Origin of the sequence: Microbulbifer bruguierae (genome assembly GCF_029869925.1) — a bacterium.
Lineage (GTDB): Bacteria > Pseudomonadota > Gammaproteobacteria > Pseudomonadales > Cellvibrionaceae > Microbulbifer > Microbulbifer bruguierae.
This window is the reverse complement of record NZ_CP118605.1, coordinates 1,528,976-1,551,733: the sequence shown is the minus strand read 5'-3', so window position 1 is coordinate 1,551,733 and position 22,758 is coordinate 1,528,976. Positions and strand designations below refer to the sequence as shown.

Annotated in this window: 23 protein-coding genes and 1 other RNA gene; 15 read left to right on the top strand and 9 right to left on the bottom strand. The window is 57.8% G+C overall.

From position 1 onward, the window contains the following. Window positions 1-37: 37 nt before the first annotated feature. Window positions 38-1,174 (bottom strand): S1C family serine protease, encoded by a 1,137-nt coding sequence (locus PVT68_RS06630; protein WP_280321904.1) that lies wholly within the window; start codon window positions 1,172-1,174, stop codon window positions 38-40. A gap of 182 nt (window positions 1,175-1,356) precedes the next feature. Between PVT68_RS06630 and sat the strand changes: the two genes are divergently transcribed. Next, window positions 1,357-2,547 (top strand): sulfate adenylyltransferase, encoded by a 1,191-nt coding sequence (sat, locus tag PVT68_RS06625; RefSeq protein WP_280321903.1) that lies wholly within the window; start codon window positions 1,357-1,359, stop codon window positions 2,545-2,547. A gap of 81 nt (window positions 2,548-2,628) precedes the next feature. Here sat and PVT68_RS06620 read toward each other — a convergent pair whose 3' ends face one another. After that, window positions 2,629-3,093 carry a YhcB family protein gene (locus PVT68_RS06620; RefSeq protein ID WP_280321902.1) on the bottom strand — a complete coding sequence of 155 codons (465 nt, stop codon included), beginning with the start codon at window positions 3,091-3,093 and terminating at the stop codon, window positions 2,629-2,631. A 202-nt stretch (window positions 3,094-3,295) separates the two neighbouring features. On the opposite strand from PVT68_RS06620, the gene zapE reads away from it, so the two are divergent. The 8 genes from zapE (at window position 3,296) to PVT68_RS06580 (ending at window position 10,636) form a co-directional block, all read left to right on the top strand. Continuing rightward, window positions 3,296-4,426, top strand: coding sequence for a cell division protein ZapE (zapE, locus tag PVT68_RS06615; protein ID WP_280321901.1), 1,131 nt, complete (start codon window positions 3,296-3,298; stop codon window positions 4,424-4,426). 134 nt (window positions 4,427-4,560) lie between these two features. Further along, window positions 4,561-4,989, top strand: coding sequence for a 50S ribosomal protein L13 (gene rplM, locus PVT68_RS06610; RefSeq protein ID WP_226665811.1), 429 nt, complete (start codon window positions 4,561-4,563; stop codon window positions 4,987-4,989). 14 nt (window positions 4,990-5,003) lie between these two features. After that, window positions 5,004-5,396, top strand: coding sequence for a 30S ribosomal protein S9 (rpsI, locus tag PVT68_RS06605; protein ID WP_078085713.1), 393 nt, complete (start codon window positions 5,004-5,006; stop codon window positions 5,394-5,396). A 480-nt stretch (window positions 5,397-5,876) separates the two neighbouring features. Beyond that, window positions 5,877-6,476, top strand: coding sequence for a ubiquinol-cytochrome c reductase iron-sulfur subunit (gene petA / locus PVT68_RS06600; protein WP_280321898.1), 600 nt, complete (start codon window positions 5,877-5,879; stop codon window positions 6,474-6,476). Continuing rightward, complete coding sequence (locus PVT68_RS06595) at window positions 6,473-8,674, top strand: ubiquinol-cytochrome c reductase (protein WP_280321897.1); 2,202 nt, start codon at window positions 6,473-6,475, stop codon at window positions 8,672-8,674. Before petA ends, PVT68_RS06595 begins: the two co-directional genes overlap by 4 nt. A gap of 125 nt (window positions 8,675-8,799) precedes the next feature. Next, entirely contained in the window at window positions 8,800-9,429 is a 630-nt protein-coding gene (locus PVT68_RS06590; protein WP_280321896.1) for a glutathione S-transferase N-terminal domain-containing protein, read from the top strand. A gap of 23 nt (window positions 9,430-9,452) precedes the next feature. Beyond that, window positions 9,453-9,845, top strand: a complete 393-nt coding sequence (locus PVT68_RS06585; protein WP_066966442.1) for a ClpXP protease specificity-enhancing factor — start codon at window positions 9,453-9,455, stop codon at window positions 9,843-9,845. A 179-nt stretch (window positions 9,846-10,024) separates the two neighbouring features. Next, window positions 10,025-10,636, top strand: a complete 612-nt coding sequence (locus PVT68_RS06580) for a Yip1 family protein (RefSeq protein WP_280321893.1) — start codon at window positions 10,025-10,027, stop codon at window positions 10,634-10,636. Between the two features lie 114 nt (window positions 10,637-10,750). On the opposite strand, the gene PVT68_RS06575 is transcribed toward PVT68_RS06580, so the two are convergent. After that, the gene (locus tag PVT68_RS06575; RefSeq protein ID WP_280321891.1) at window positions 10,751-12,799 is read right to left on the bottom strand and encodes a M48 family metallopeptidase; all 2,049 of its coding nucleotides are present in this window, start codon (window positions 12,797-12,799) and stop codon (window positions 10,751-10,753) included. A gap of 7 nt (window positions 12,800-12,806) precedes the next feature. After that, window positions 12,807-13,403: a LemA family protein gene (locus PVT68_RS06570; protein ID WP_280321889.1), complete on the bottom strand. Its 597-nt coding sequence runs from the start codon at window positions 13,401-13,403 to the stop codon at window positions 12,807-12,809. A gap of 234 nt (window positions 13,404-13,637) precedes the next feature. On the opposite strand from PVT68_RS06570, the gene PVT68_RS06565 reads away from it, so the two are divergent. Beyond that, window positions 13,638-14,828, top strand: coding sequence for an acetyl-CoA C-acyltransferase (locus PVT68_RS06565; RefSeq protein WP_280321887.1), 1,191 nt, complete (start codon window positions 13,638-13,640; stop codon window positions 14,826-14,828). A gap of 74 nt (window positions 14,829-14,902) precedes the next feature. On the opposite strand, the gene PVT68_RS06560 is transcribed toward PVT68_RS06565, so the two are convergent. From PVT68_RS06560 to PVT68_RS06545, 4 genes are read right to left on the bottom strand one after another with little or no spacing between them, the layout of a single operon-like run. Beyond that, a complete protein-coding gene (locus tag PVT68_RS06560; RefSeq protein WP_280321886.1) occupies window positions 14,903-15,517 on the bottom strand; it encodes a BON domain-containing protein in 615 nt (204 codons plus the stop codon). A gap of 3 nt (window positions 15,518-15,520) precedes the next feature. After that, the gene (locus tag PVT68_RS06555) at window positions 15,521-16,114 is read right to left on the bottom strand and encodes an SIS domain-containing protein (RefSeq protein WP_280321885.1); all 594 of its coding nucleotides are present in this window, start codon (window positions 16,112-16,114) and stop codon (window positions 15,521-15,523) included. A 51-nt stretch (window positions 16,115-16,165) separates the two neighbouring features. Then, entirely contained in the window at window positions 16,166-16,525 is a 360-nt protein-coding gene (locus tag PVT68_RS06550; protein ID WP_280321884.1) for a YraN family protein, read from the bottom strand. A 36-nt stretch (window positions 16,526-16,561) separates the two neighbouring features. Next, window positions 16,562-18,469, bottom strand: a complete 1,908-nt coding sequence (locus PVT68_RS06545; RefSeq protein WP_280321883.1) for a penicillin-binding protein activator — start codon at window positions 18,467-18,469, stop codon at window positions 16,562-16,564. A gap of 35 nt (window positions 18,470-18,504) precedes the next feature. Here PVT68_RS06545 and rsmI point away from each other — a divergent pair, with 35 nt between their 5' ends. Both rsmI and rnpB read left to right on the top strand, forming a co-directional pair. Then, window positions 18,505-19,347, top strand: a complete 843-nt coding sequence (gene rsmI / locus PVT68_RS06540; RefSeq protein WP_280321882.1) for a 16S rRNA (cytidine(1402)-2'-O)-methyltransferase — start codon at window positions 18,505-18,507, stop codon at window positions 19,345-19,347. Between the two features lie 55 nt (window positions 19,348-19,402). Then, an RNA gene (gene rnpB, locus PVT68_RS06535) (RNase P RNA component class A) lies at window positions 19,403-19,779 on the top strand. Between the two features lie 49 nt (window positions 19,780-19,828). On the opposite strand, the gene PVT68_RS06530 is transcribed toward rnpB, so the two are convergent. After that, on the bottom strand, window positions 19,829-20,506 hold the full coding sequence (locus PVT68_RS06530; RefSeq protein WP_280321881.1) for a phosphoadenosine phosphosulfate reductase domain-containing protein: 678 nt from the start codon (window positions 20,504-20,506) through the stop codon (window positions 19,829-19,831). A gap of 570 nt (window positions 20,507-21,076) precedes the next feature. Here PVT68_RS06530 and mraZ point away from each other — a divergent pair. The 3 genes from mraZ to ftsL are packed head-to-tail and all read left to right on the top strand — an operon-like array spanning window position 21,077 to window position 22,757. After that, window positions 21,077-21,520 carry a division/cell wall cluster transcriptional repressor MraZ gene (gene mraZ, locus PVT68_RS06525; protein WP_280321880.1) on the top strand — a complete coding sequence of 148 codons (444 nt, stop codon included), beginning with the start codon at window positions 21,077-21,079 and terminating at the stop codon, window positions 21,518-21,520. 28 nt (window positions 21,521-21,548) lie between these two features. After that, window positions 21,549-22,472 carry a 16S rRNA (cytosine(1402)-N(4))-methyltransferase RsmH gene (rsmH, locus tag PVT68_RS06520; protein ID WP_280321879.1) on the top strand — a complete coding sequence of 308 codons (924 nt, stop codon included), beginning with the start codon at window positions 21,549-21,551 and terminating at the stop codon, window positions 22,470-22,472. Window positions 22,473-22,484: 12 nt separating this feature from the next. Beyond that, window positions 22,485-22,757, top strand: coding sequence for a cell division protein FtsL (ftsL, locus tag PVT68_RS06515; protein WP_280321878.1), 273 nt, complete (start codon window positions 22,485-22,487; stop codon window positions 22,755-22,757). Window position 22,758: the final 1 nt, after the last annotated feature.

The window sequence follows — 22,758 nt, the reverse complement described above, 5'->3', positions numbered from 1 at the left end:
TCCCGTGGCTGTGATCTCCGGTCCGGCCAGGCTTTCGCTAACGCCTGCTACCGGACTTTGGTGATTCCGATACCGTCGCCTGGGTCTGCTGTATGGTGCCGTTGCGCACATAGGTGATAGTGACAACGTCGCCAGGTTTCAGCACGGCCATAGCGGCGACTCCATGCTTGCCATCATTGATGGGGTCGGAATTGATATGGGTAATCACATCACCCGGCTTCAATCCTGCCTGCTGGGCGGGGCCCTGATTGTAAACGGTGGTGATGATTACACCGTTGGTCGATGCCAGATTAAAGGAGCGGGCCAGTCGCGGAGATAGCGCCTGAGCTTCTATCCCCAGCCACCCCGGAACCACGCGTCCGAACTCGATAATATCCTGCATGATCTTGAGTGCAATGTTGGCGGGGATAGCGAAGCTGATGCCGCCGGCGGAGCCGCTCTGGTCCAGAACCGAGGTGTTGATTCCCAGCAGCTGGCCCTGGGCATCCACCAGGGCACCCCCGGAGTTGCCCGGATTTACCGCGGCATCGGTCTGAAGGAAGTTCTGCAGCAGGCTGCCGATGCCGGCACTGCTGACGTCGCGACCGGTGGCACTGACGATGCCCTGAGTTACTGTCTGGCCGACGCCGAAGGGGTTGCCGATCGCCAGTACTACATCGCCGACCTGGGCCCTGTCCGGCTCTCCCACGGTAATGGCTGTCAGGTTGGGAAGGTCGATCTTGAGTACCGCCAGGTCAAAATCGGGTTCAGAACCGATGAGCTCAGCCTGTGCTGCGCGTCCGTCGCGGAGCTGCACCGCTATTTCATTTGCGTCGGATATAACGTGGTAATTCGTCAGTATGTAGCCGGCGCTGTCGACAATGACCCCCGAGCCCAGGTTGGAATGCATGCGCTCGCGCTGAAGCTGGGACAGGTTATCGAACAGATGCCGGAACAGCGGGTGGGTTGCCAGCGGGTGTTGTCGGACGGCCCGCTTACTGAACACATTGACTACCGCCGGAGCTGCCAGGTTGACCGCGCGGGCATAGGAAGCTGGACCATGAAAGTCCGGAATACCGACCGTTTTGTCGCTCTGGCCGCGTAAATGCGGGAACATTAGTAGCAGCCCGATCGCTACGGCCAGGCCGATGATGGCCGGAATGGCCCAGTCTTGCAGAAAGCGTTGTAGAGACACCAGTAGCTCCTTGGTTTGCGGGGCATTATACGTGTTTTATGTGTCTATAGGTCCTCGTATCCCCATCCGTCCGGATGTCGATTTTGGTGCCGTGTTAAAAGCCTACTTGGTCGCTGTCGCGGAATCCGTATAATGTGTTGCTCAAAATTTTGCTACGTTGCCCAATAATCTCAGGAGTATCTATGTCCCTGGTTCGTCCACACGGCAGTGCCGAATTGCAGCCCCGTTTCGTATCCGACGGTGAGCGCCATCGCCAGCTGGTACAGGAGGCAGAGTCCCTGCCGTCCATCGTTGTGAGCTCCGCTGCGGCGGCCAATGCCGTCATGTTGGGTGCCGGGTACTTTAACCCGCTAAAAGGCTACATGAACCTGGCGGACACCCTGAGCGTGGCGGAGTCCATGCACACTGTCGACGGCCTGTTCTGGCCGGTACCCGTCGTCAACATGGTAGAGGATGCCTCTGCGATCGCCGGCGCCAAGCGCGTTGCGCTGCGCGACCCGAACATCGAGGGTAACCCTGTATTGGCGGTGATGGACGTGGAAGCCATCGAAACCGTGACCGACGAGCAGGTCAACACTATTGCCGAGCTGGTATTTGGCACCCTCGACGGCGCTCACCCGGGTGTGGCCACCTTTAACGCGGCCGGCCGCCAGCTTATTTCCGGTTCCATTGAGGTGCTGAATTACAGCTACTTCCAGACCGACTTCCCGGAGACTTTCCGCACAGCGGTGGAAATCCGCAATGAATTCGCGGAGCATGGCTGGAGCAAGGTTGTTGCTTTCCAGACTCGCAACCCGATGCATCGTGCTCACGAAGAACTGTGCAAAATGGCACTGGAAGCGGTAGAGGCCGACGGCGTCCTGATCCACATGTTGCTGGGTAAGCTAAAGCCGGGTGATATCCCTGCCAATGTCCGCGATGCGGCTATCCGCAAAATGGTGGAAGAGTACTTCCCGAAAAACACCGTGATGGTGACTGGTTACGGGTTTGACATGCTGTACGCTGGTCCCCGTGAAGCCGTGCTGCACGCGGTGTTCCGTCAAAACTGTGGCTGTAGCCACCTGATTGTCGGTCGCGACCACGCGGGTGTGGGTGACTACTATGGCGCCTTTGATGCGCAGACTATCTTCGACGAAAAGGTTCCGGAAGGGGCGCTGGAGATCGAGATTTTCCGTGCTGACCACACTGCTTACTCGAAAAAGCTGAATCGGGTGGTGATGATGCGGGACGTGCCGGATCACAGTAAAGAAGACTTTATCCTGCTTTCCGGCACCAAGGTGCGCGAGATGCTGGGTAACGGCGTTGCGCCGCCCCCGGAATTCTCTCGCCCGGAAGTGGCCCAGATTCTGATGGATTACTATCAGAGCCTGTAAGGCGGAGTCTCGGACACAAAAAAAGGCGGGGAGATCCCCGCCTTTTTTGTGTCCGTACGCTTGTGAGTGGCCGTTGGCGTGTCAGCGATTAGCGGCTTCGGCCGGGGCAGGAGCTGCTGCCTGGATTTCTTTTTCCAGTCCGAAATCCTCCGACAGGGTACCTTTTGCGCCCGGTTCTTTAGGGGCCCAGTCTCTGGGGGGGAGTACGCTGAGGTTTTCGGCGCTTTCATTGAGGTTGCCACTCCCGGCTTCCAGCATCTGCCGCCCGATATCCTGGCTGGAAAGGCGCATCGCGCTGTTGGCGAGATATTCGTGAACCTCTTTATAGCTCTGGGTCAGGTTGTGAACCAGTTGAGAAGTTTGGTCGAAGTGCTCGTTTACCTGCAGCTGGAAGTCTTCCAGTTGCGCATTGGCTTCCCTCAGGCGCAGTTCAAGCTCCTGGCTGCGGTCGCTGTTCTGGCGGCTGCGAGTGGCTACAAAGGCCAGAATGGCTCCCAGGGCAAGGCCGATAACACCGACCAGAATCAAAACCGAAGTTGAGTGCACGTAACTTTCTCCTCAAATGAAATATGGCGCCGGCCATCCGTGACGAAGCCCTTATTATACGCCAATACGGCCGGGGCGTTGCGCTGTGGTTTGTGTCAAGTTGTGGCGGATTTGGTAAAGTGCGCGCCAACTGGCTATCAGCGGCAGTGCCGGTCGCCAGAGCACAGCTCTCTATATATAGAATGGTCCTGAATTGATGGTCATGGAACAGCGCCAGTCGGCATCTTCCCGTCTTTCCCCCCTGCAGCGCTATGAGCGCGATTTGCAGCGTCCGGATTTTGTTGTCGATCCTGCCCAGCAGGCGGCTGTGGCCGAGCTGCAGGATTTGTACGAGCGGCTGTTGGCCGAGCCTGGACGGCGTGGCTGGTTGCGGGGTCTGCGTCGGACCCGGCAGAAGGGGCGCGCGCCGGAAATGGGGTTGTACTTCTGGGGTGGCGTGGGGCGTGGCAAAACCTATCTGATGGATGCCTTTTTCGAGGCGCTTCCCTTTGAGCGCAAGCTGCGCACTCACTTTCATCGCTTTATGCGCGATGTGCACCGTCAACTGAAAGTACTTGCGGGAGAGAAGAACCCCCTGGAAAAAGTCGCGGACCGCATTGCTGAGCGGGCGCGCGTGTTGTGCTTTGACGAATTCTTCGTTTCCGATATTACCGATGCGATGATTCTGGCCAATCTGCTGGGGGCCCTGTTTGAGCGCGGGGTCACCTTGGTGGCGACGTCCAATATCGTGCCTGAGGGCCTGTACAGAGACGGTTTGCAGCGGGCGCGCTTCCTGCCGGCCATTGATCTGTTGCTGACCCATACCAAAGTCATCAATGTGGACAATGGTGTGGACTACCGATTGCGGGCTCTGGAGATGGCGGAGCTCTATCATTGTCCTCTGGATGCGGAAGCGGATGCGAGTCTCGCGCGCTCTTTCCGCAGCCTGATTGTTGAGGGGTGTGAGGTGCGGGAAGGGGTTGCTCTGGATATTGAGGGGCGCCCCATCGTTGCCGCCCAGCTGGCGGATGACGTGGCCTGGTTTGAGTTTAACGAGCTGTGTGATGGCCCGCGCTCGCAGAATGACTACATCGAGCTGGCGCGAGAATTCCATACGGTGATTCTGGCGAATGTCCCGCGTCTGGATGAGCGTGCAGAAAGTCAGGCTCGGAGGTTTATCAATTTGGTTGATGAATTTTATGACCGATGCGTCAAGCTGGTGATATCGGCGGCAGAGCCTGTGGAATCGATCTACGCGGGGCGCCATCTGCGCTTTGAGTTTGCCCGCACTATCAGCCGCCTGCAGGAGATGCAGTCAACGGAGTACCTGGCGCGTCCCCACCGCCCGGAATGATGCTGGCGGGCGGGGCCAGCTGGTCAGATGTTGGTCAATTTTCCGCTTGAAAAGCCTGGGGTGCTTATGTAGTATTCGCGCTCTTTTCGTGGGACGGCCCCCATTTCGGAGGCCATATACAGGTGTTTTATAACATGAAGACTTACAGTGCCAAGCCGGAAGCGGTAACTCGCGACTGGTACATTGTTGACGCTGCGGACAAGACTCTCGGCCGTATTTCCGCCGAGATTGCTCACCGCCTGCGCGGCAAGCACAAGCCTGAATATACGCCCCACGTGGACACCGGTGATTACATCGTTGTGATCAATGCCGAGAAGGTTCGCGTGACCGGCAATAAGGCTAAAGCCAAAATCTACCACAGCCACTCCGGTTACCCCGGTGGTCTGAAATCCATCAGCTTTGAGAAGCTGATCGACAAGGCGCCTGAGCGCACTATCCAGAGTGCTGTTAAAGGCATGCTCCCGAAAGGCCCTCTGGGTCGCGCCATGTTCAAGAAGTTGAAGGTGTACAAAGGTAGCGAACATCCTCACGCGGCCCAGCAGCCGATTGAACTGTCGATCTAAACGGAAGCATTCTCATGGCAACTACTCAATATTACGGAACCGGCCGCCGCAAGACCTCCACTGCTCGTGTATTCATCCAGCAGGGAGAGGGCAAAATCAGCGTTAACGGTCGCACTCTGGACGAATACTTCGGTCGTGAAGTGGCTCGCATGATCGTGCGTCAGCCGCTGGAAATGGTCGACATGGTCGAAAAATTCGACATCAACGTCACTGTGAAGGGTGGCGGTTCCTTCGGCCAGGCGGGTGCTATCCGTCACGGCTTGACCCGCGCTCTGATGCAATACGACGAGTCCCTGCGTCAGCCGCTGCGTGCAGCTGGCTACGTAACTCGCGATGCGCGTGCCGTTGAGCGGAAGAAAGTCGGTCTGCGCAAAGCGCGTAAGAAGCCGCAGTTCTCCAAGCGTTAAGCAGAATTTTCAGTTTTTCTTGCCCGGCAACTGCCGGGCTTTTTTTTGTCTGCCGGAGTCCCTGCGCTGATTTGTGTTGAGTGGAAGTGGACGAAATGTCACCAGTTTGCGGCGGAATTGCCGACGTTCACTACGGGTTTCGCCTTGTATCGATTTGGCATTTTCTTTAACATTGCGCGAATTTCTATCCGCCCGCACCTGGGGTTTGGCTACTTTGTTCTAAAGCCAAGCGGGCGGACCAGTTGTAGGGGAGTTTCTGTCTTAAGTCTCTGATTTGCGGTGGTGAATGCATTGCTGCTGCGCGGTTGCTCTGTTCTATCTGGTATCGATTCGCCAGGGCTGCAGCTGCCATCAGCGGTATATCCTCCTTCACCGCCGTACACGGTCGTGTAGACTTTTTTCAGAAGATCTCCGGTAATTTTGGGTTTGGGCCAGTCAGTCCCGGTTAATCCTGGGGCGCTGTGATGGGAGAAATACGTCATGAGTGATGACGGTGTAAATGTGGGGCGTCGTCGATTCCTGACTGCCGCTACCTCCGTAGTGGGTGGTGCCGGCGCAGTGGGGATCGCTGTACCATTCGTCGCCTCCTGGAATCCGAGTGCCAAGGCGAAAGCCGCCGGCGCGCCAGTCAAATACAACATCAGCAAGCTGGAACCGGGCCAGATGGTCACCGTAGAGTGGCGGGGCAAGCCGGTTTATGTAGTGCGCCGCACTCAGGAGTCGCTGGACAACCTGACCAAGGTGGATCCATTGCTGCGCGACCCCAAGTCTGCCGAGTCCAAACAGCCTGGTTATGTAGACCCTGAAAATCGCGCCATCAAACCTCAGACGCTGGTTTTGGTCGGCCTCTGTACCCATCTGGGTTGCGCCCCAATGTACCGCCCGGAAGTCGGCGCTGCAGACCTCGGTGGCAGTGAATGGATGGGTGGTTTTTTCTGCCCCTGTCACGGTTCCAAGTACGATTTGGCCGGCCGGGTGTACAAAGGTGTACCTGCACCGACCAACCTGGATGTGCCTCCATACTCCTACGAGGGTGATGACGTAATCGTAATTGGTGTGGATCAGGAGGGCGCCGCATGAACTGGTTAACCGCTTTGGGTGATTGGGTCGACCAGCGCCTGCCGATTTATCGCGCGTGGGATACCCACATGGGCAAGTACTACGCGCCCAAAAACTTCAATCTGTGGTACTTCTTCGGTGTGCTCTCCATGCTGGTTCTGGTGAATCAGCTGCTGACCGGTATCTGGTTGGTTATGAGCTTCAATCCGTCTGCCGAAAACGCCTTCGCTTCCGTTGAATACATCATGCGTGATGTGGATATGGGGTGGATTATCCGCTATCTGCACTCCACTGGAGCCTCCGCGTTTTTCGTGGTGGTCTATCTGCACATGTTCCGTGGTCTGATGTACGGCTCTTACAAGCCGCCGCGCGAGCTGGTGTGGATTTTCGGCATGTGTATTTATCTGGTGCTGATGGCGGAAGCCTTTATGGGTTACGTACTGCCCTGGGGCCAGATGTCCTACTGGGGTGCACAGGTAATCGTGTCCCTGTTTGGTGCAATCCCTGGTATCGGTGAAGACCTGGTGCAGTGGATCCGTGGTGACTACCTGATTTCCGGTATTACCCTCACACGCTTTTTCTCGCTGCATGTAATTGCCCTGCCGCTGGTACTGGTACTGCTGGTCGTGCTGCACATCCTGGCGCTGCACGAAGTGGGTTCGAATAACCCCGACGGTATCGAGATCAAGAAAAACAAGGATGCAAACGGTGTGCCTCTGGACGGCGTTCCCTTCCATCCTTACTACACCGTGCACGATCTGGTGGGCGTAGCGGTATTCCTGTTCGCCTTCTGTGTAGTGGTGTTCTTTTTCCCGGAAATGGGCGGTTTCTTCCTCGAACATGCCAACTTCGAAGAAGCTAACCCGCTGAAGACGCCTGAACACATTGCTCCGGTGTGGTACTTCACCCCGTTCTACGCGGTGCTGCGCGCAGTGACCATGGATATTGGCCCGCTGACCGCGAAGTTCCTTGGCCTTGTGGCCATGGGTGCGGCTATTGCGATCCTGTTCGTACTGCCCTGGCTCGACAAGAGCCCGGTGAAGTCCATCCGCTACAAGGGTGTGCTGCCGAAGGTGCTGCTACTGGTATTCGCGGCGGTGTTTATCATCCTGGGCTACCTGGGTGTGAAATCCCCGACTCCGGGCCGTAACTTCCTGGCGCAGGTGGCGACCCTGTTCTACTTTGCTTTCTTCGTCACCATGCCGATCTGGACCAGTCCGAACACCCGCAAGGGCCTGGCTTCGTGGATTGTCAGTGGCATCTTCGGCTTCCTGTTCCTGTGGATGGCCGTGGTGAACTGGAGTGCGAGCCTGTTCGTGGGACTGCTGGCGCTGGTATTCGCAGTATTCTTTGCTGCGCTGCCGTGGCTGACCAACCGCGATGTGGTGCACCCGGAACCTGCCCGTGTGACCAGTCCATCTGGCAGCAAGTCGTTCATTCTGCTGTTCGGCGGCATCATCGCCGTGGTGCTGATGGCTTTTGTTCCCATCAAGGCTGTGGGTGCAGAGAGTTCTGTCGAGCTGGATCACATTAATATTGATCTGAATGACAAGTCCTCTCTCCAGCGCGGTGCCAAGTACTTCGTGAACTACTGCATGGGGTGTCACAGTGCCAACTTTTCCCGCTGGGAGCGCGTTGGCACTGACCTGGATATTCCCAACGAGTTGATGATGGAGAACCTGGTGTTGGGTGACGACAAGGTCGGCGACCTGATGCAGATTTCTATGCGGCCGGATGACTCCAAAGTCTGGTTTGGTGCCACACCTCCAGATCTGACACTGGTGGCCCGCGCTCGCTCCCCGGAGTGGTTGTACACTTATCTGCGCAGCTTTTATAAGGATGAGGCGCGCCCCACTGGTGTAAACAATAAAGTGTTCCCCAATGTGGGTATGCCCCACGTCCTGATGGAGCTACAGGGGTTGCCGGAGTGCGCCCCGGGACCTAAGCGCGATCACGGTAAAGTGGTACGTGATGAAATGGGTAACCCGATTATGGATGCTGGCTGTGGTAGTCTGCAGGTAAACAAGGTGAAGGGCTCCATGACCGACGTGGAGTATGATCAGGCGGTCTATGACCTGGTGAACTTCATGGAGTACATTGCCGAACCGATGGCGGAAACCCGCAAGCGTATCGGTTTTTATGTGCTGGCGTTCATTCTGGTGTTCTTTATCTTCGCCTGGCTGCTGAATCGCGAGTACTGGAAAGACGTACACCACTAAGCGATAGCCTGATAATTTTCCCGGGTGGTGGGCCGCCGGTATTCCGGTATCAGCCCAACCACCCGTTTTCCGTTTTTGAATGATGGTCGCGCGGAAGCCGGCCAGTAGACTGAGGTAGTTCCAAAATGGGTGTGCCGACCAACAAGCGCTCCTCCATGACCTTCTTTTCCGATGGTCGTTGTCATTTCAGCCACCGGGTACGCATCGTTCTTGCGGAAAAAGGTGTTTCCGTTGACATCATTGATGTTGATCCTGACGACAAACCGGCTGAGCTGGCGGATCTCAATCCCTACAACTCCCTGCCGACGCTGGTCGATCGCGAGCTGGTATTGTTTGAAACCAAAGTGATGATGGAGTATCTGGACGAGCGTTTCCCGCATCCGCCGCTGCTCCCGGTTTACCCGGTTGCCCGTGCCCAGAGCCGTCAGATCATGTACCGTATCGAGCGTGACTGGTGTCCGCTGGTAGACAAGATTCTTGCCGGCGGCAAGGACGTAGCCGCCGCGCGCAAAGAGTTGCGTGACAGTCTGGTGGGGATTGCCCCCATGTTTACCGACCTGCCGTACTTCTTTAACGAGGAGTTTTCTCTGGTGGATTGCTGTATGGCCCCGCTGCTGTGGCGTCTGGAACAGCTGGAAGTTGCGCTGCCGAAAACCAAGCAGGCCAAACCTTTGCAGGATTACATGGACCGCCTGTTCGCCCGTGAAGCCTTCCAGCAGAGCCTGACCGAATACGAGCGCGAAATGCGCTCCTGAGGTGCTGATTGAATAAGCCGCCGATGACATCCAACCGCCCGTACCTTTTGCGGGCGTTTTATGAGTGGATTACCGACAATAAATGCACGCCGTACCTGTTGGTTGATACCCACCTGAACGGGGTGCTGGTGCCTCAGCAGCATGTTAATGAAGATGGCCAGATTGTTCTGAATGTCTCCGAGACTGCGGTTATGGGGCTGACCATGGACAATTATGCAATTCGCTTCAATGCGCGTTTCGGCGGTGTCCCCACCGACATCCAGGTGCCTGTGGGCGCGGTGGTTGGTATCTATGCCCGTGAGAATGGACAGGGTATGGTCTTTGAGCCGGAAGAAACGCCGGAACCACCGGAACCGACACCTCCGACTACCCTGAAGAAGCCTTCCAAGAAGCCCTCCTTGCGGGTGGTCAAGTAAGTATTCAGTGGTTGTGCTCCGGACTCCCATTTGTGGGAGTCCATTCTCCTCTCTCTGCTTTTCGCACCCCCTTTTGACGTGCTGGCGTAAAAATTGACGCCTTATTCCTGTTCTCAGTTGGTGATTCGCTTTCTCTCTTCCGATACTGCAAACAAGTTCTGTGCAGGAGAGGGATTTCCGTGAAGTTACTGAGTCATACCATTGGTATTTTTACCAACCCGGATAAAGAATGGCGGGCTATTCGTTCAGACAAGCACTCTTTCTTACAGGTCTTTCTGAGCCACGTGCCCATTCTGGCGCTGATTCCCTGTATTGCCGGCTATGTCGGCGTTACCCTGGTGGGCTTTGAGCTGGGTGGCCATGTGGCCAAGCTCACTCCCGCAAGTGCCCTGGCTCTGGCTGTGACAACCTATATTGCGATCCTGATCGGTATCTACCTGGTGGGTGAGTTCATCAATTGGATGGCCCGTGCTTACGGTGTTGAGGGCGATGAGCCCACCCTGCACTACGAGGGTACGGCACTTGCGGTTTTCCTGACCACCCCGGTGCTACTTGCCGGTATCGTGATGCTCTATCCGCAACTGTGGCTGGTTGTCGCAGTTATGGGGCTTGCCGGCGCTTATGCGGTGTACCTGCTTTACGAGGGCATTCCGATTTTGATGAACATGAGCAAGGAGCGCGCGTTTTTGTACGCGAGCGCGGTGCTGACCGTTGGTCTGGTGATGATGGTGAGTGTGATGGTTTGTTCGGTAATTGTCTGGACGATGGGGATCGGTCCCGTGTACCAATGATCTGGTGTAAATAAGCCGGCTTGATTGCCGGCTTTTTTATTTGTTGGCTTCTTTCTCCTCTCTCCTCTCTCCTCTCTCCACTCCCGACTATCCAGGCGTGTAGCCGTAGATTATTCAGGAGCTGACGGCTTCCGGGGCCAATTCACTGTTCCGGGAATGGCTGGGCAAGGTCGCGGGGATGGGCGGCATGGGGCAGTCCAGGCAATCGGCGATGGCGCGTAGCAGTTCTATTTCCCGCGCCTCTATCACGCCGTCGTGAGCCAGGGTTGTCGCCAGGGATTTCAGCAGCGCCGGCTTTTTCAGCGGTGGGGTCTCACGCGCTATGGCCAGCGCCTTGTCGAGTCTCTGCAGGTTGATATCTGCTCCTGCAGGCAACGGCACTGGCGAAAGCCCCAGGGCGCTCAGGCCAGCTTCGTAGGCGCGTTTGGCGCTAAGGTAGTCGGTAGTTCCGGCATGGGCCATGGCGGCCAGCAGGAAACGGTAAGCATCGGGTAGCATGCCTTTTACACTTCCGATTCCCTTGCGCTGGCGATCGGGATCCTGTTCCAGGGCGTGAATCAGGACTCGGTAAAGTGCCCATTCCCAGATTTCCAGCTCGCCGTCGGCGCGGATCAATTTGATCAGATTGCGTTTGAAAACCTGATATTGTTGCGGCGCCAGAGCCTTCAGCGCGGGGACGCACAGATCTAACAGTGGCAAGCGCATCCAGGCGGGCAGCTGGTCCAGGGACGGGTGTAGATTGCGGAACTCCTTCCACACCGCCGGGTGCGCGAACTTTTCCAGCAGCGCCAGCTGTTGTTGCCGGTGCTGTGCGAGATCCGCCGGGTGAATCAGCAGTGCGTATACAACTGCGCGCGCGGAGAAGGGATCGTGAGCGGCAGCTTTCAGGTCCGCAGGCACCCTGGAAAGCAGTGTGTGGCCGTAATCAAACTGAGCCGTGCTAGGCGCGGCAATGTTGTTGTCTACGGAGGCAAGCACTCTGTTGAGCTGTACCTGATATTCAGCGTCCTGCGGCGTTGTCGCAGCTGTATCGGAGGAGGTCGATCGGTCCCTGTCCGGTGTGTGGTATTCGGCTTGGTGAATACCTGTTATCTGTTCCTGTGGTAGAGCTGCCCGGGTTGCCGCCGGTCCATCCTGCGTATCTGGACTTAGGGCACCTTGCGCAAGCGCGCCGTTCCAGCTGGGGTCCAGACGAAGGATACGCTGGTTCAATGGCGGGTGGGTTGCAAAAAAACCGAGAAATGAACGCTTGAGGCTACTGGCAAAATACATGTGGCTGAATTCACTGGCGTTGGCCGCGGCCAGTCGCGAGCCACTGTTGTAACCCCCAATTTTTTTCAGCGCGCCCGCGATGCCGTGATTGTTGCGGGTGAACTGCACCGCCGACGCATCCGCAAGGTATTCCCGCTGCCGGCTTACTGCAGATTTGATCAGGTTGCCGAAGAAGGTCCCGGTGTAACCGATCACTACCAGACCTGCCCCCACGCCCAGCAGTGCCGCGCGTCCGCGACTATTGCGCCCGCTTCCCCAGTAGCTTCCCCGCAGCAACCAGCTGCCCAGCAGGCCGATGATCAAAATTCCATGCAGGAGGCCAACGATGCGGATATTGAGGCGCATATCGCCGTTGAAAATATGACTGAACTCATGTGCCACCACCCCCTGCAGTTCTTCGCGGTTGAGTTGCTCGATAGCTCCGCGGGTGAGCCCGATCACCGCATCGGTTGGTCGATAGCCCGCGGCGAAGGCATTGATGGCGTTGTCTTCAATGATATACACCTCCGGCACCGGGGTACCCGCGGCCAGTGCCATTTCCTCCACCACGTTCAGGGCGCGCTGTTCATACAGGTCCCGCGCGGCGACATTGATCTTTTTGCCCCCCAGGGACTCCGCTACCGCGCGCCCTCCGTCAGAAAGCTGGCGCAGCCGGTAAGCGCTGGCGAGGGCCACAATGGCGCTAATGGTCAGTGCGATACCGCCGAGGGTTTGCCAGCCGAGCGCAGCTACCATGGCTGCGGGATCGAAGGACTGCAGTTCTGAGTGATTGAAAACGGCTGCAACAAACAGTGTGGTGATGGCAATCAGCCCCACGACTGCGGCTGCAAATAGTGCGGTCAGCACAAGGCTGTTGCGGCGCGCCTGATCCTGGTGTTGGAAAAAGTTCATGGGCGTATCAGAACTCTACCCGGGGTGCAGCCTGGAAGGCTTGAGAGTCGGCAAACTCCAGCAGTTTGCCGTTTTCCCGGTGACCGAAGAAGCCGGCAAAAAACACCGGGGGGAAGCTCTGGCGGAAAATGTTGTAAGTGGTCACGCCATCATTGAACGCCTGGCGGGCAAAGGCCACCTTGTTTTCGGTACTGGTCAGCTCTTCCATTACCTGTTGGATGGTCTGGTTGGCCTTGAGGTCTGGGTAGGCCTCCATCACCACGTTGAGGCGCCCGAGTGCGCTTGCCAGCGCACCTTCGGCGTTGCCCAGGTTGGCGATGGCGGTGGCGGAGCCGGGGTTGTCTGAGGCGGCCTTGAGTCCCGCGAGAGCGGAGTTACGTGCGCTGATCACGGCTTCCAGAGTTTCACGTTCGTGCTTGAGATAGCTTTTGGCGGATTCCACAAGGTTGGGGATCAGGTCGTAGCGGCGCTTCAGTTGCACCTCGATCTGCGAGAACGCGTTTTCATAGCGGTTTTTCAGTGACACCAGCTTGTTGTATATGCCGATCACATAGAGAGCCAGTGCGGCCAGAACTACCAGCCAGACAATGGTGGAAATTTCCATGGATTCACCTTTATAAATGGTCTGCTTGTTGTACTTGTGTTGTTTATGGTCAGTGAAAATGGCGCTCTGCGGTTTTCCCGCGGATTGCGCCAGATACTACCATGGTCCATACAACGAAAGGCGGATGGCGAGACTCCCGGGTCTGTGGGGTATAATCCACCGCACAATAATCAATTAGCGCAATACTGGTCAGCCAATTGAGGCAATTACGGTAAAATTTGGAGTAAATTTGGCATGAGCGAGCAAGCGACAGACCAAGTGGTCATTGTTGGAGTTTCCCGGACACCTATGGGGGCAATGCAGGGCGCGTTGTCCGGCCTCGGTGCACCGGAGCTGGGGGCGGTGGCCATTCGGGGTGCGCTCGCCGATGCAGGTGTTGCCGCAGCGGATGTCGATGAGGTACTGATGGGTTGTGTCCTGCCTGCCGGCGTCGGTCAGGCACCGGCGCGCCAGGCCGCGTTGGGTGCGGGAATTCCGGAGGCGACTCCCACCACCACCGTCAACAAGGTGTGCGGTTCCGGTATGAAAACCGTGATGATGGCCCGGGATGCGCTGCTGGCCGGTGATGCCAAAGTGATTGTTGCCGGTGGCATGGAGAGTATGAGCAATGCTCCCTACCTGCTGCCCAAGGCTCGTAGCGGCATGCGTCTGGGGCACGGTGAAGTACAGGACCACATGTTTACCGACGGCCTGGAAAACGCCTACGACGGTCAGCTGATGGGTAATTTTGCTGAGTGTACTGCCGACAAGTATCAGTTCAGCCGCGAGGAGCAGGACGCATTTGCTCTGGAATCCCTGGCGCGGGCTAACGCAGCCATCGAATCTGGCGCTTTTACTCGGGAAATTTCCCCGGTGACAGTTTCCTCCCGCAAGGGCGATCTGGTGGTCTCCGTGGATGAAGGTCCCGGTAGCGCGCGCCCGGATAAAATCCCCCAGTTGCGTCCTGCCTTCCGCAAAGACGGTACGGTGACCGCGGCCAATGCCAGCTCCATCTCCGACGGCGCCGCCGCCCTGGTGCTGATGCGTGAAAGCGAAGCCAAGGCCCGGGGCCTGAAGGTGCTGGCAGTACTGAAGGGGCAGAGCCAGTTCGCGCACCAGCCTGAGTGGTTTACCACTGCCCCGGTCAATGCCATGAAGAAATTGCTGGAAAAAACCGGCTGGGACACCAGCGATGTGGATCTGTTCGAGATCAACGAAGCCTTCGCGGTCGTTACCATGGCCGCGATGCGGGAACTGGACTTGCCGCACGACAAGGTCAACGTCAATGGCGGCGCCTGTGCGCTGGGTCATCCGCTGGGAGCCAGTGGTGCCCGGGTTATCGTTACACTGCTCGCGGCGCTGGAAAATCGCGATCTGAAAAAAGGTGTGGCGAGCCTGTGTATCGGGGGTGGCGAGGCGACGGCGGTGGCCATCGAGCGTCCCTGAGGAACATTTCAGAACAATAAAAAACGGAGGCTAAGGCCTCCGTTTTTTATTGTTCTGAAAGAAAGATGGGGGAATCAGTCGATATACTCCACCGCTTTCACTACTTTCTGTACGCCGCCCACGGCCCGTGCCGCTTCCGCCGCATTCTCCGCTTCCTGGCGGGTTAGCAGCCCCATCAGGTAGACAACACCGTTTTCGGTAATCACCTTGATACGGCCGCTGTCGATTTCCTTGTCCGTCAACAGCACGCTCTTTACCTTGGTGGTCAGCCAGGTGTCGCTGGTACGTGCCAGCATGGAAGTGGTGCCGCGCACCTGGATTTCGTTGTACACCTGGCGCACGGAATGCACCTGCTGTGCAGTGCGGCCGGCCAGGGTGCGTAATTCTGTATTCGGCACCTGACCGGTCAGCAGGACGACGCCATTGAACGTGGTTACGTCGATATTGGCCGCCTTCAGGTCGGGGTGGGCCTTGCCGATATTCACCTTGGTGACGGTTTCAAGCTGCTGGTCATCGATATAGGTGCCGAAACTGCGCTCGCCGGGATCCGGCTGGATTGGACCATCGTGGGTGGCGTCCAGCACAGTGGCGCAACCGCCGAGGATGAAAAAAATACCGGCGACAACGGCTACCTTCAGGCGCTGGGGTATTGCGCTGTGACCAGCATGGTTATTCAAAGTGGATTGCATGGATTACTCCTCGTATCCGCCAAACAGGCTGCTGTCGATCAGGTCGCAAAGACAGAACAGGGTTAACAGATGTACCTGGTGTATTTCAGAGGCCACCTCCGAAGGCACCCGCAGTTCGATGTCGTGTACATCCAATAGTGCAGTGCAGTCCCCGTCGCTCTCGCCGCCGGTCAATGCCAGCACGCCCATGTCGCGGTCGTGGGCTGCGCGGACGGCCTGAACAAGATTGGAGTCTTTACCGTCGGTACTGATAATCACCAGCAGATCCCCCGGCTGTCCCAGTGCCCGGATTTGCCGCGCATAGGATTCCGCTCTGCCGTGATTGCGGGCTACGGTGCCGGTGGTTATGCCGTCTCCGTTCAGTGCCAGTGCCGGAAGTCCCGGGCGCTCGCGTTCGAAGCCGCCCATCAACTGCGCGGAAAAGCTTTGTGCCAGGGCGCCGCTCAGGCCATTGCCACAGATCAGCAGCTTATTTTCTGCCAGCAACGTATGCACGATCATTTCGCTGGCTTCGGCAATCAGGGGCGCCAAAAGTTCACCGGCATTCATGGTTGCTTCGATGCTGCGGTGAAACAGGGTTACAACTCTCTGTTCCATTGAATCTGTGATTTCCATTCTAGGGCCTCAGGTTGCGGCCACCGGGTGAGCCTATTGCCCGAAGGCATTTTGAATCCAGTCTATTTTCAGGTCTTCCGCACGGCCGCCCAGCTCAATGCTGATCACGTCAAATCGGCAGGGACAGTCGAGCCTGCGATATTGCAGGTAGCCGTTGGCAGTGGCAATCAGCTTGCGTTGTTTGCGAAAGTCCACCGAGGCTACCGCGCCGCCAAACATGCGATTGCGCCGGTAGCGTACCTCAACAAACACCAGGGTGTTACCGTCGCGGGCGATCAGGTCGAGTTCCCCGAAGCGACCGCGAAAATTTCGCTCGACAATTCGCAGCCCGGCGGCAATCAGGTGTTGCTCTGCCAGGCCTTCCATTTTTGTGCCAATCGCTGTGGTATCCATGAAGATCCTTTTCGATGGATGTATTGTTTTTGCCGGTTATTCGACCCGAGCGCTGGTGTTTGCCGCCTGCGGCAGGCTGGGCTCCGTCGTAGTGATTGGCACTGGGGCACCATCGTCGATTTTCGCCCAGATCTGCTCGCGCACAATGCGTCCGTCGGCAGTCAGGCGGAGTGCGCCGGTGAGACCATAGACCTGCTGCTCCGGGAATTGGCGCAGGATTGGCAGACGTGGGTAGAGGCGGAAGGCATCGGCACCCAGTGCATACAGGCGCGCAAACGCCGGCGCCGGAGCGGCTTGCTTGATGATGTTGCGCTTGGTCTGGTTGTCATCCTCAAACAGCCAGGGCAGTGCGGTAAAGCGTACGCCGTTGATATCTCGGTCCCGCTGGCGATCGATCGTGCCGGCGAAAATCTGCGATGTGGAATACACCGGCAGTTCGCCCGCGTAGAAGTAGGACAGCATGGGTTTGATCTGGCGCGCCTGTTGGGGCTGCGCGAGTACAAACAGCATATCCACGTCGCCCCGTCGGCGCGGAGTGAACTTCAGCGGTGCCGCGAGTTTGCCGCGCAACTCGCGCTCCCGGTTTTTACTTTCCTGTATCAACAATACGTCGCTGATCAACTGGGAAAAGTTGCTGGAATCGCGATAGTTGCGACTGATGCTCACGCTGCCACCGAGGCGGTTCCACTCTTCAGTGAAGGCCTCCAGGCCGCGCTGCCCCCAGCTGGATTCCGGAGCCAGAATCATCGCCTGGCGATGGCCCTGGCGGTAGGCCTGGCTGGCCACCTGGCGGGCTTCATCTTCGATCGCGAGGCCGAACTGGACCAGGTCGTCGGTGAGGCGGCCTTCGTCGCCGTAGTTCAGGGCGAGAGTGGGCACTGGCAGTTTTTCCGTTGCCAGCAGATTGGCCACCTTGCTTTTGTCCAGCGGGCCGACGACAGCCTGGGCGCCATTGTCGATGGCGGTCTGGTAGAGCGCCTCGAACGGCTGGCTGCTGCCGGTGTCGTAGACCTGGATTTGCGGTGTCGGTGCGCCGGCATCCAGTGCGCTGTAGTACGCGGCCATAAACCCATCGCGAATGGCGCGTCCCGCTGAACCCAGTGGGCCGGACAATGGCAGCAGGAGGGCCACATTCTGTGCCCGCTGGCTCGCCAGTTGCTCCAGTAGTTGCAGTGCCTGGGGCGGGTGCGAAACTGCCGTGTGACGGGGCCACTGCTGGCGCCAGCGGCTGAGGGCGGTGAGCTGGGTGCTGATGTCCGTCTGGGTGTCGCGCCCCAGCAGAGCCAGCTGGTACCAGGCGCGCATCTGCGAATTCAGGTTTTCCTCAGCCCGCAGGCGCAGCTCTTTGGATGGCAGTTGAGTTAGCAGCTGCCACAGGCCATCGTTATTGGTGTAGGTTTCCGCATCGCTGAGGGGCAGGGCGGCGATGCGCTGGCGTTCGGCGATGCCGCTGTCGATATCCCCCATCAGGCTCCACAGGTCTGCACGCAGGTTGCGCAGGGGCAGCACGGTTTCCGCGGGAACCTGATACCAGGCCTGCTCCAGGCGCGGCGCGCTGACCAGATCAAGGGCGGCAAAGAAATCGTCGTCGGCGGCGAGGGCGCTGCCATATACCTGGGCGTAGCGAGCGTATTCCGCGTCCGTCAGCTGCTGGCTGTCGATGGTGCTTGCGGCTTGTCTGGCCGTCGCGTTATCGCCAAGAGTGTATAGAATGGCGGCCGCCTGCAGTTGCGCCCGGTCTTTTTCCGGGGAGGACAGCTGTTGAGCACTGTTGAGCAGACGGATGGCGCTCTGGCGATCGGCGGTGGCCGGATTGCTGGCGTCGGACGGAAGCAGGCTGCCGGGCTGAGTTGCCGGCGTCTGGCAACCGGCCAGGGTCAGGGCCAGGGTGCCCGCAGCCAGGCTGCTGATAACGAAGGGGATGCGCCGGTACAGGGCGGACATATTCTTCTCCCACAAAACTTATTCTGGAGTGAACTATGGGGCTGGATAAAGCAGTGCTTTATATCGTCGCGACGCCCATTGGCAATTTGGCGGATATGGTACCGCGAGCCGTCGAAGTTCTACAATGCGCGGATCTCGTGGCGGCGGAAGACACTCGTCACAGTCAGAGACTTTTTTCCCATTTTTCCATCGATACACCCCTTGTGGCCTACCATGACCACTCGGACGACCAGCGCACGGACAAGATTCTCGAGCGCCTGTCGCAGGGACAGACGGTGGCGCTTATCTCGGATGCCGGTACTCCGCTGATTTCCGACCCCGGCTACCGCCTGGTGCGGGAGGCCCGCGCACGCGGTTTTACCGTGGTCCCCATCCCCGGGCCCTGTGCCTTTGTCGCCGCCCTGTCCGCAGCAGGCCTACCCAGTGACCGCTTCACCTTCGAAGGTTTTCTGCCCGCCAAGCCGCTGGCTCGGGAAAAGGCCCTGCAGGCGCTTTCGCGAGAAACCCGCACCATGGTGTTCTACGAGGCGCCACATCGGGTACTGGACACGCTGGAAGCGATGCGCCAGTGCTTTGGTGACACCCGCGAGGTGGTGATTGCGCGGGAGCTTAGCAAGGCATTTGAAACGATTCATCTGCTGCCTCTGGCTGATATGGTGGAGTGGGTGCGGGCGGACAGTAATCAGCAACGGGGGGAGATTGTGTTGCTGGTAAGGGGTGCTGAAGAGGTTAAGTCTGCGGAGCTGGATGCGGAATCCGAGCGGGTGATGAAGTTGCTGTTGGCGGAGTTGCCGCCCAAGCGCGCGGCAGCGATCGCGGCAGAAATTACCGGGGTAAACAAGAAACTGCTGTACAACTGGTCGCTGGAACAAAAGTAGCTGTGGGTGCGACGTCGTGCTTGCATCTGCCGTCAGTGGTCATTAACCTTCGCGCCGAGTCAGCCAGGCAATCGCTGTTGCAGTGCCTTCGGGTAGTGTGATGGAGGAAAGTCCGGGCTCCATAGGGTGGGACGCCAGGTAACGCCTGGGGGGCGCGAGCCTACGGAAAGTGCAGCAGAGAGTAGACCGCCGATGGCTTCCTGAATTTCGGTTTGGGAGGCACAGGTAAGGGTGAAAGGGTGCGGTAAGAGCGCACCGCGCGACTGGTAACAGTTCGTGGCACGGTAAACCCCGTTCGGAGCAAGACCAAATAGGCCCTCTATAGGTGTGACCCGCACTGAGGGCGGGTAGGTCGCTTGAGGTGTGTGGTGACGCACATCCCAGATGAATGATTGTCCTCGACAGAACCCGGCTTATCGGCTGGCTCACTTTTCGACCGCGGCGCTTGCGCCGCCGGTTGATTCCCTCCTGATTCCGCAGCTTACTTCTGCAGCAGCAGTCCACATTCCCGATGCTCCTCACCCTTGGTGGGGTCGAAGTACACATCGTTATCCGGCAGGTCGTTCTCGTACACGTACTCTTCCACATCAATTTCCTTGAGGTGGAACATGGGTGCTACGCGAATGGTGCCGTGGTTGCCCTTGGTAAAAATGTCGAGTCCCTGGCGGTGGGCGTTCTGGTCGTGGCGGATGCCATTCAGCCATACATCGGGCTTGAGTTCCTGCATGGCGCGATTGAACGGCTCCAGCTTTACCGTGCGCGAGAAGAAGTCGTGCTCCGGCGTGTCCAGCGGCGGAATGCCGCCGTATACCGCGTTGAAGTGGGCGGCAGACATCTTCGGCGAGAAAGTGTGCAGGTTCAGCTCCAGCAGCTTGATGACCTTCTCAATATGGCGATAGGTTTCCGGGGTGTTATAGCCGTGATCTACCCAGATTACGGGTATGTCGGGTTTGGCCCGTGTTACCAGATGCAGAAAAGCGATCGCCAGGGGGCGGAAGTTGGTGAACACCACAGGATTTTCCGCATGTTCGATGGTGAACTGCATGATTTCACTGGGCTTGCTTTCCTTGAAACGCTGGTTGAGCGCGTCCAGGTCGGCACCGTGATGGAAGGTGCGGGTGGTCGCGTTCTGCTTGCTCAGTCCTGCTGAAAAGCCCATGGCTGGATTCCTGCTGATCTTGTGGGTGTTGTAAAGCTACAGTGAGTTGATAGCCATTAAAAATAATAAAAGCTGATTTTTATATGCCTTCAGGTTCTAAGTTGAATGCTGACGGCTGTTCTTCTGCCGGAATCCCGGTGCGTGTTGTCGGCCTACTTCGCGTCCGCGAGTTTGGTGCTTATTTGTAATTCATGTAAGCGGGTACTCACATTGGCGCTTTCCTTTCCCTGTCAGCGAGCTTCCGCACAAACTTAAAGTAACTTGTCAGCATGACAGAGTAAGTGCTTGCTTTGCTGTGCGTTTGCTCGCCCGCCTTGTCGCTCAAGATGTGAACACTTCGCCTGTAGCCCGCGAATTTACTGGGTTTTTTCTCTTTGGATGCTGTGGATTTCCTTGACTTTACCCGGGTCAGATTTATAGTGTCGCAGGTGGAGAAAAGTGGAAATTTGTGGGATGTAGTGGGTCAAATGTGGTTGTGAGTGGTTGATCACGCACATGAGTGGCAAAAAGCGCAGATTTTCACCTTCCTGAAAACAGAACAACGCCAACACGGGCCACAGAAACACATCCATGTATCTGGGTAGTCACGCAATCAATATGGACGCCAAAGGGCGTCTGGCCATTCCAGCGCGGGTCAGGGACTCGCTGCTGGAAGATTGCGATGGGCGCCTGGTAGTGACTGCTCACACGGAAGAGCGCTGCCTACTTGTTTATCCAGAAGCCCAATGGCGTGAAATTCTTCCTAAAATTGAAGCATTGCCGAGCTTTAACCGGGTGGCCCGGAGAGCGCAGCGTCTGTTGATTGGGTACGCCTGTGAACTGCAGGTAGATGCCAATGGACGGGTGCTGATTCCCCCGACCCTGCGAGAGTACGCGGGGCTTGAGAAGAAGTTGATGCTGGTCGGCCAGGGCAAGAAGCTGGAGCTCTGGAGCGAAGAACGCTGGATGAACTGGCTGGACGACAGTGAGGGCGAGGACGAGATGCCTGAAGAAATGGTCTCTCTCTCTCTGTAAATGTAATCGATAACGCAGGAGTAAAAGGGTGTCCCAAGATCTGCATCGCAGTGTGTTGTTACGCGAGGCTGTGGATGCCCTGGTGGTGGATCCGGACGGCTTTTATATCGATGGCACGTTCGGCCGCGGCGGCCACAGCGCTCAGGTGTTGGAACGGCTGGGTGCATCGGGCCGACTGCTGGCGGTGGATAAGGATCCACAGGCCATTGAGTACGCCAATAGTCGCTTTGCCGGTGAGTCGCGTTTTGAGATATGGCACGGTTCTTTTGCCGACATAGACCAGGCCGCGGCTAAGGTGGCCGGCCAGGTGACCGGCATTCTGCTGGACCTGGGGGTCTCCTCGCCGCAGCTGGATCAGCCGGAGCGGGGGTTCAGTTTTATGCAGGACGGTCCGCTGGATATGCGTATGGATACCAGCCGAGGTATCAGTGCGGCGGAGTGGGTGAACAGTGAATCCGAAAGTGAACTGGCGCGGGTGTTCAAAGAGTACGGCGAAGAGCGGTTTGCCCGCCGCATGGCCGGAGCCATTGTGCGCCGGCGGCAGGAAAAGCCTTTCGAGCGCACTCTGGATCTGGCGGAGGTGGTCAAGGCGGCCAATCCCGCGTGGGAGAAGGGCAAGCATCCGGCAACCCGAGTGTTTCAGGCCATCCGCATCCATGTAAATGGCGAGCTTGAGGATCTGCGACAAGCGCTGGAAAAGTCGCTAGCACTGCTGAAGCCCGGGGGGCGTCTGGTGGTCATCAGCTTCCACTCGCTGGAAGATCGCATGGTTAAGCGGTTTATCCGCGAGCAGGAGAAAGGGCCTCAGCTGCCCCGCGGCTTGCCAGTGATGGACAGCCAGATTCACCGCACACTGCGTTCAGTGGGGAAGGCGGTCAAGGCTGAGGCGCAGGAGATTGGAGAAAACGTGCGTTCGCGCAGCGCAGTGATGCGCGTTGCGGAAAGGCTGTGAGCGGATGAGCGGATGAGCGGAAATAAAGGATTGTTGCTCGTTGTCTGGTCGCTGTTGATGGTGTCGGCATTGGGTGTTGTGCATACCACCCAGCAGAGCCGCGAACTCACCGCCCAGCTCGAGCAGGCTCAGCGACACCGAGATGAGTTGCGCTATGAGCAGGAGCGGTTATTGCTGGAGCGCGGCGCCTGGTCTGCCTATAGCCGTATCGAGCAGGTGGCAAAAGATAAATTGAAGATGCGGGCGCCGACACCGGCAGAGCGCGTACTGGTGCCGGGCCGCTAGG

Bases quoted from the DNA above. Each gene is read 5' to 3' on its own strand.
- sat (WP_280321903.1), top strand. From the start codon at position 1,357: ATGTCCCTGGTTCGTCCACACGGCAGTGCCGAATTGCAGCCCCGTTTC.
- zapE (WP_280321901.1), top strand. From the start codon at position 3,296: ATGGAACAGCGCCAGTCGGCATCTTCCCGTCTTTCCCCCCTGCAGCGC.
- rplM (WP_226665811.1), top strand. From the start codon at position 4,561: ATGAAGACTTACAGTGCCAAGCCGGAAGCGGTAACTCGCGACTGGTAC.
- rpsI (WP_078085713.1), top strand. From the start codon at position 5,004: ATGGCAACTACTCAATATTACGGAACCGGCCGCCGCAAGACCTCCACT.
- petA (WP_280321898.1), top strand. From the start codon at position 5,877: ATGAGTGATGACGGTGTAAATGTGGGGCGTCGTCGATTCCTGACTGCC.
- PVT68_RS06595 (WP_280321897.1), top strand. From the start codon at position 6,473: ATGAACTGGTTAACCGCTTTGGGTGATTGGGTCGACCAGCGCCTGCCG.
- PVT68_RS06590 (WP_280321896.1), top strand. From the start codon at position 8,800: ATGGGTGTGCCGACCAACAAGCGCTCCTCCATGACCTTCTTTTCCGAT.
- PVT68_RS06585 (WP_066966442.1), top strand. From the start codon at position 9,453: ATGACATCCAACCGCCCGTACCTTTTGCGGGCGTTTTATGAGTGGATT.
- PVT68_RS06575 (WP_280321891.1), bottom strand. From the start codon at position 12,799: ATGAACTTTTTCCAACACCAGGATCAGGCGCGCCGCAACAGCCTTGTG.
- PVT68_RS06570 (WP_280321889.1), bottom strand. From the start codon at position 13,403: ATGGAAATTTCCACCATTGTCTGGCTGGTAGTTCTGGCCGCACTGGCT.
- PVT68_RS06565 (WP_280321887.1), top strand. From the start codon at position 13,638: ATGAGCGAGCAAGCGACAGACCAAGTGGTCATTGTTGGAGTTTCCCGG.
- PVT68_RS06560 (WP_280321886.1), bottom strand. From the start codon at position 15,517: ATGCAATCCACTTTGAATAACCATGCTGGTCACAGCGCAATACCCCAG.
- PVT68_RS06555 (WP_280321885.1), bottom strand. From the start codon at position 16,114: ATGGAACAGAGAGTTGTAACCCTGTTTCACCGCAGCATCGAAGCAACC.
- PVT68_RS06550 (WP_280321884.1), bottom strand. From the start codon at position 16,525: ATGGATACCACAGCGATTGGCACAAAAATGGAAGGCCTGGCAGAGCAA.
- PVT68_RS06545 (WP_280321883.1), bottom strand. From the start codon at position 18,469: ATGTCCGCCCTGTACCGGCGCATCCCCTTCGTTATCAGCAGCCTGGCT.
- rsmI (WP_280321882.1), top strand. From the start codon at position 18,505: ATGGGGCTGGATAAAGCAGTGCTTTATATCGTCGCGACGCCCATTGGC.
- PVT68_RS06530 (WP_280321881.1), bottom strand. From the start codon at position 20,506: ATGGGCTTTTCAGCAGGACTGAGCAAGCAGAACGCGACCACCCGCACC.
- mraZ (WP_280321880.1), top strand. From the start codon at position 21,077: ATGTATCTGGGTAGTCACGCAATCAATATGGACGCCAAAGGGCGTCTG.
- ftsL (WP_280321878.1), top strand. From the start codon at position 22,485: ATGAGCGGAAATAAAGGATTGTTGCTCGTTGTCTGGTCGCTGTTGATG.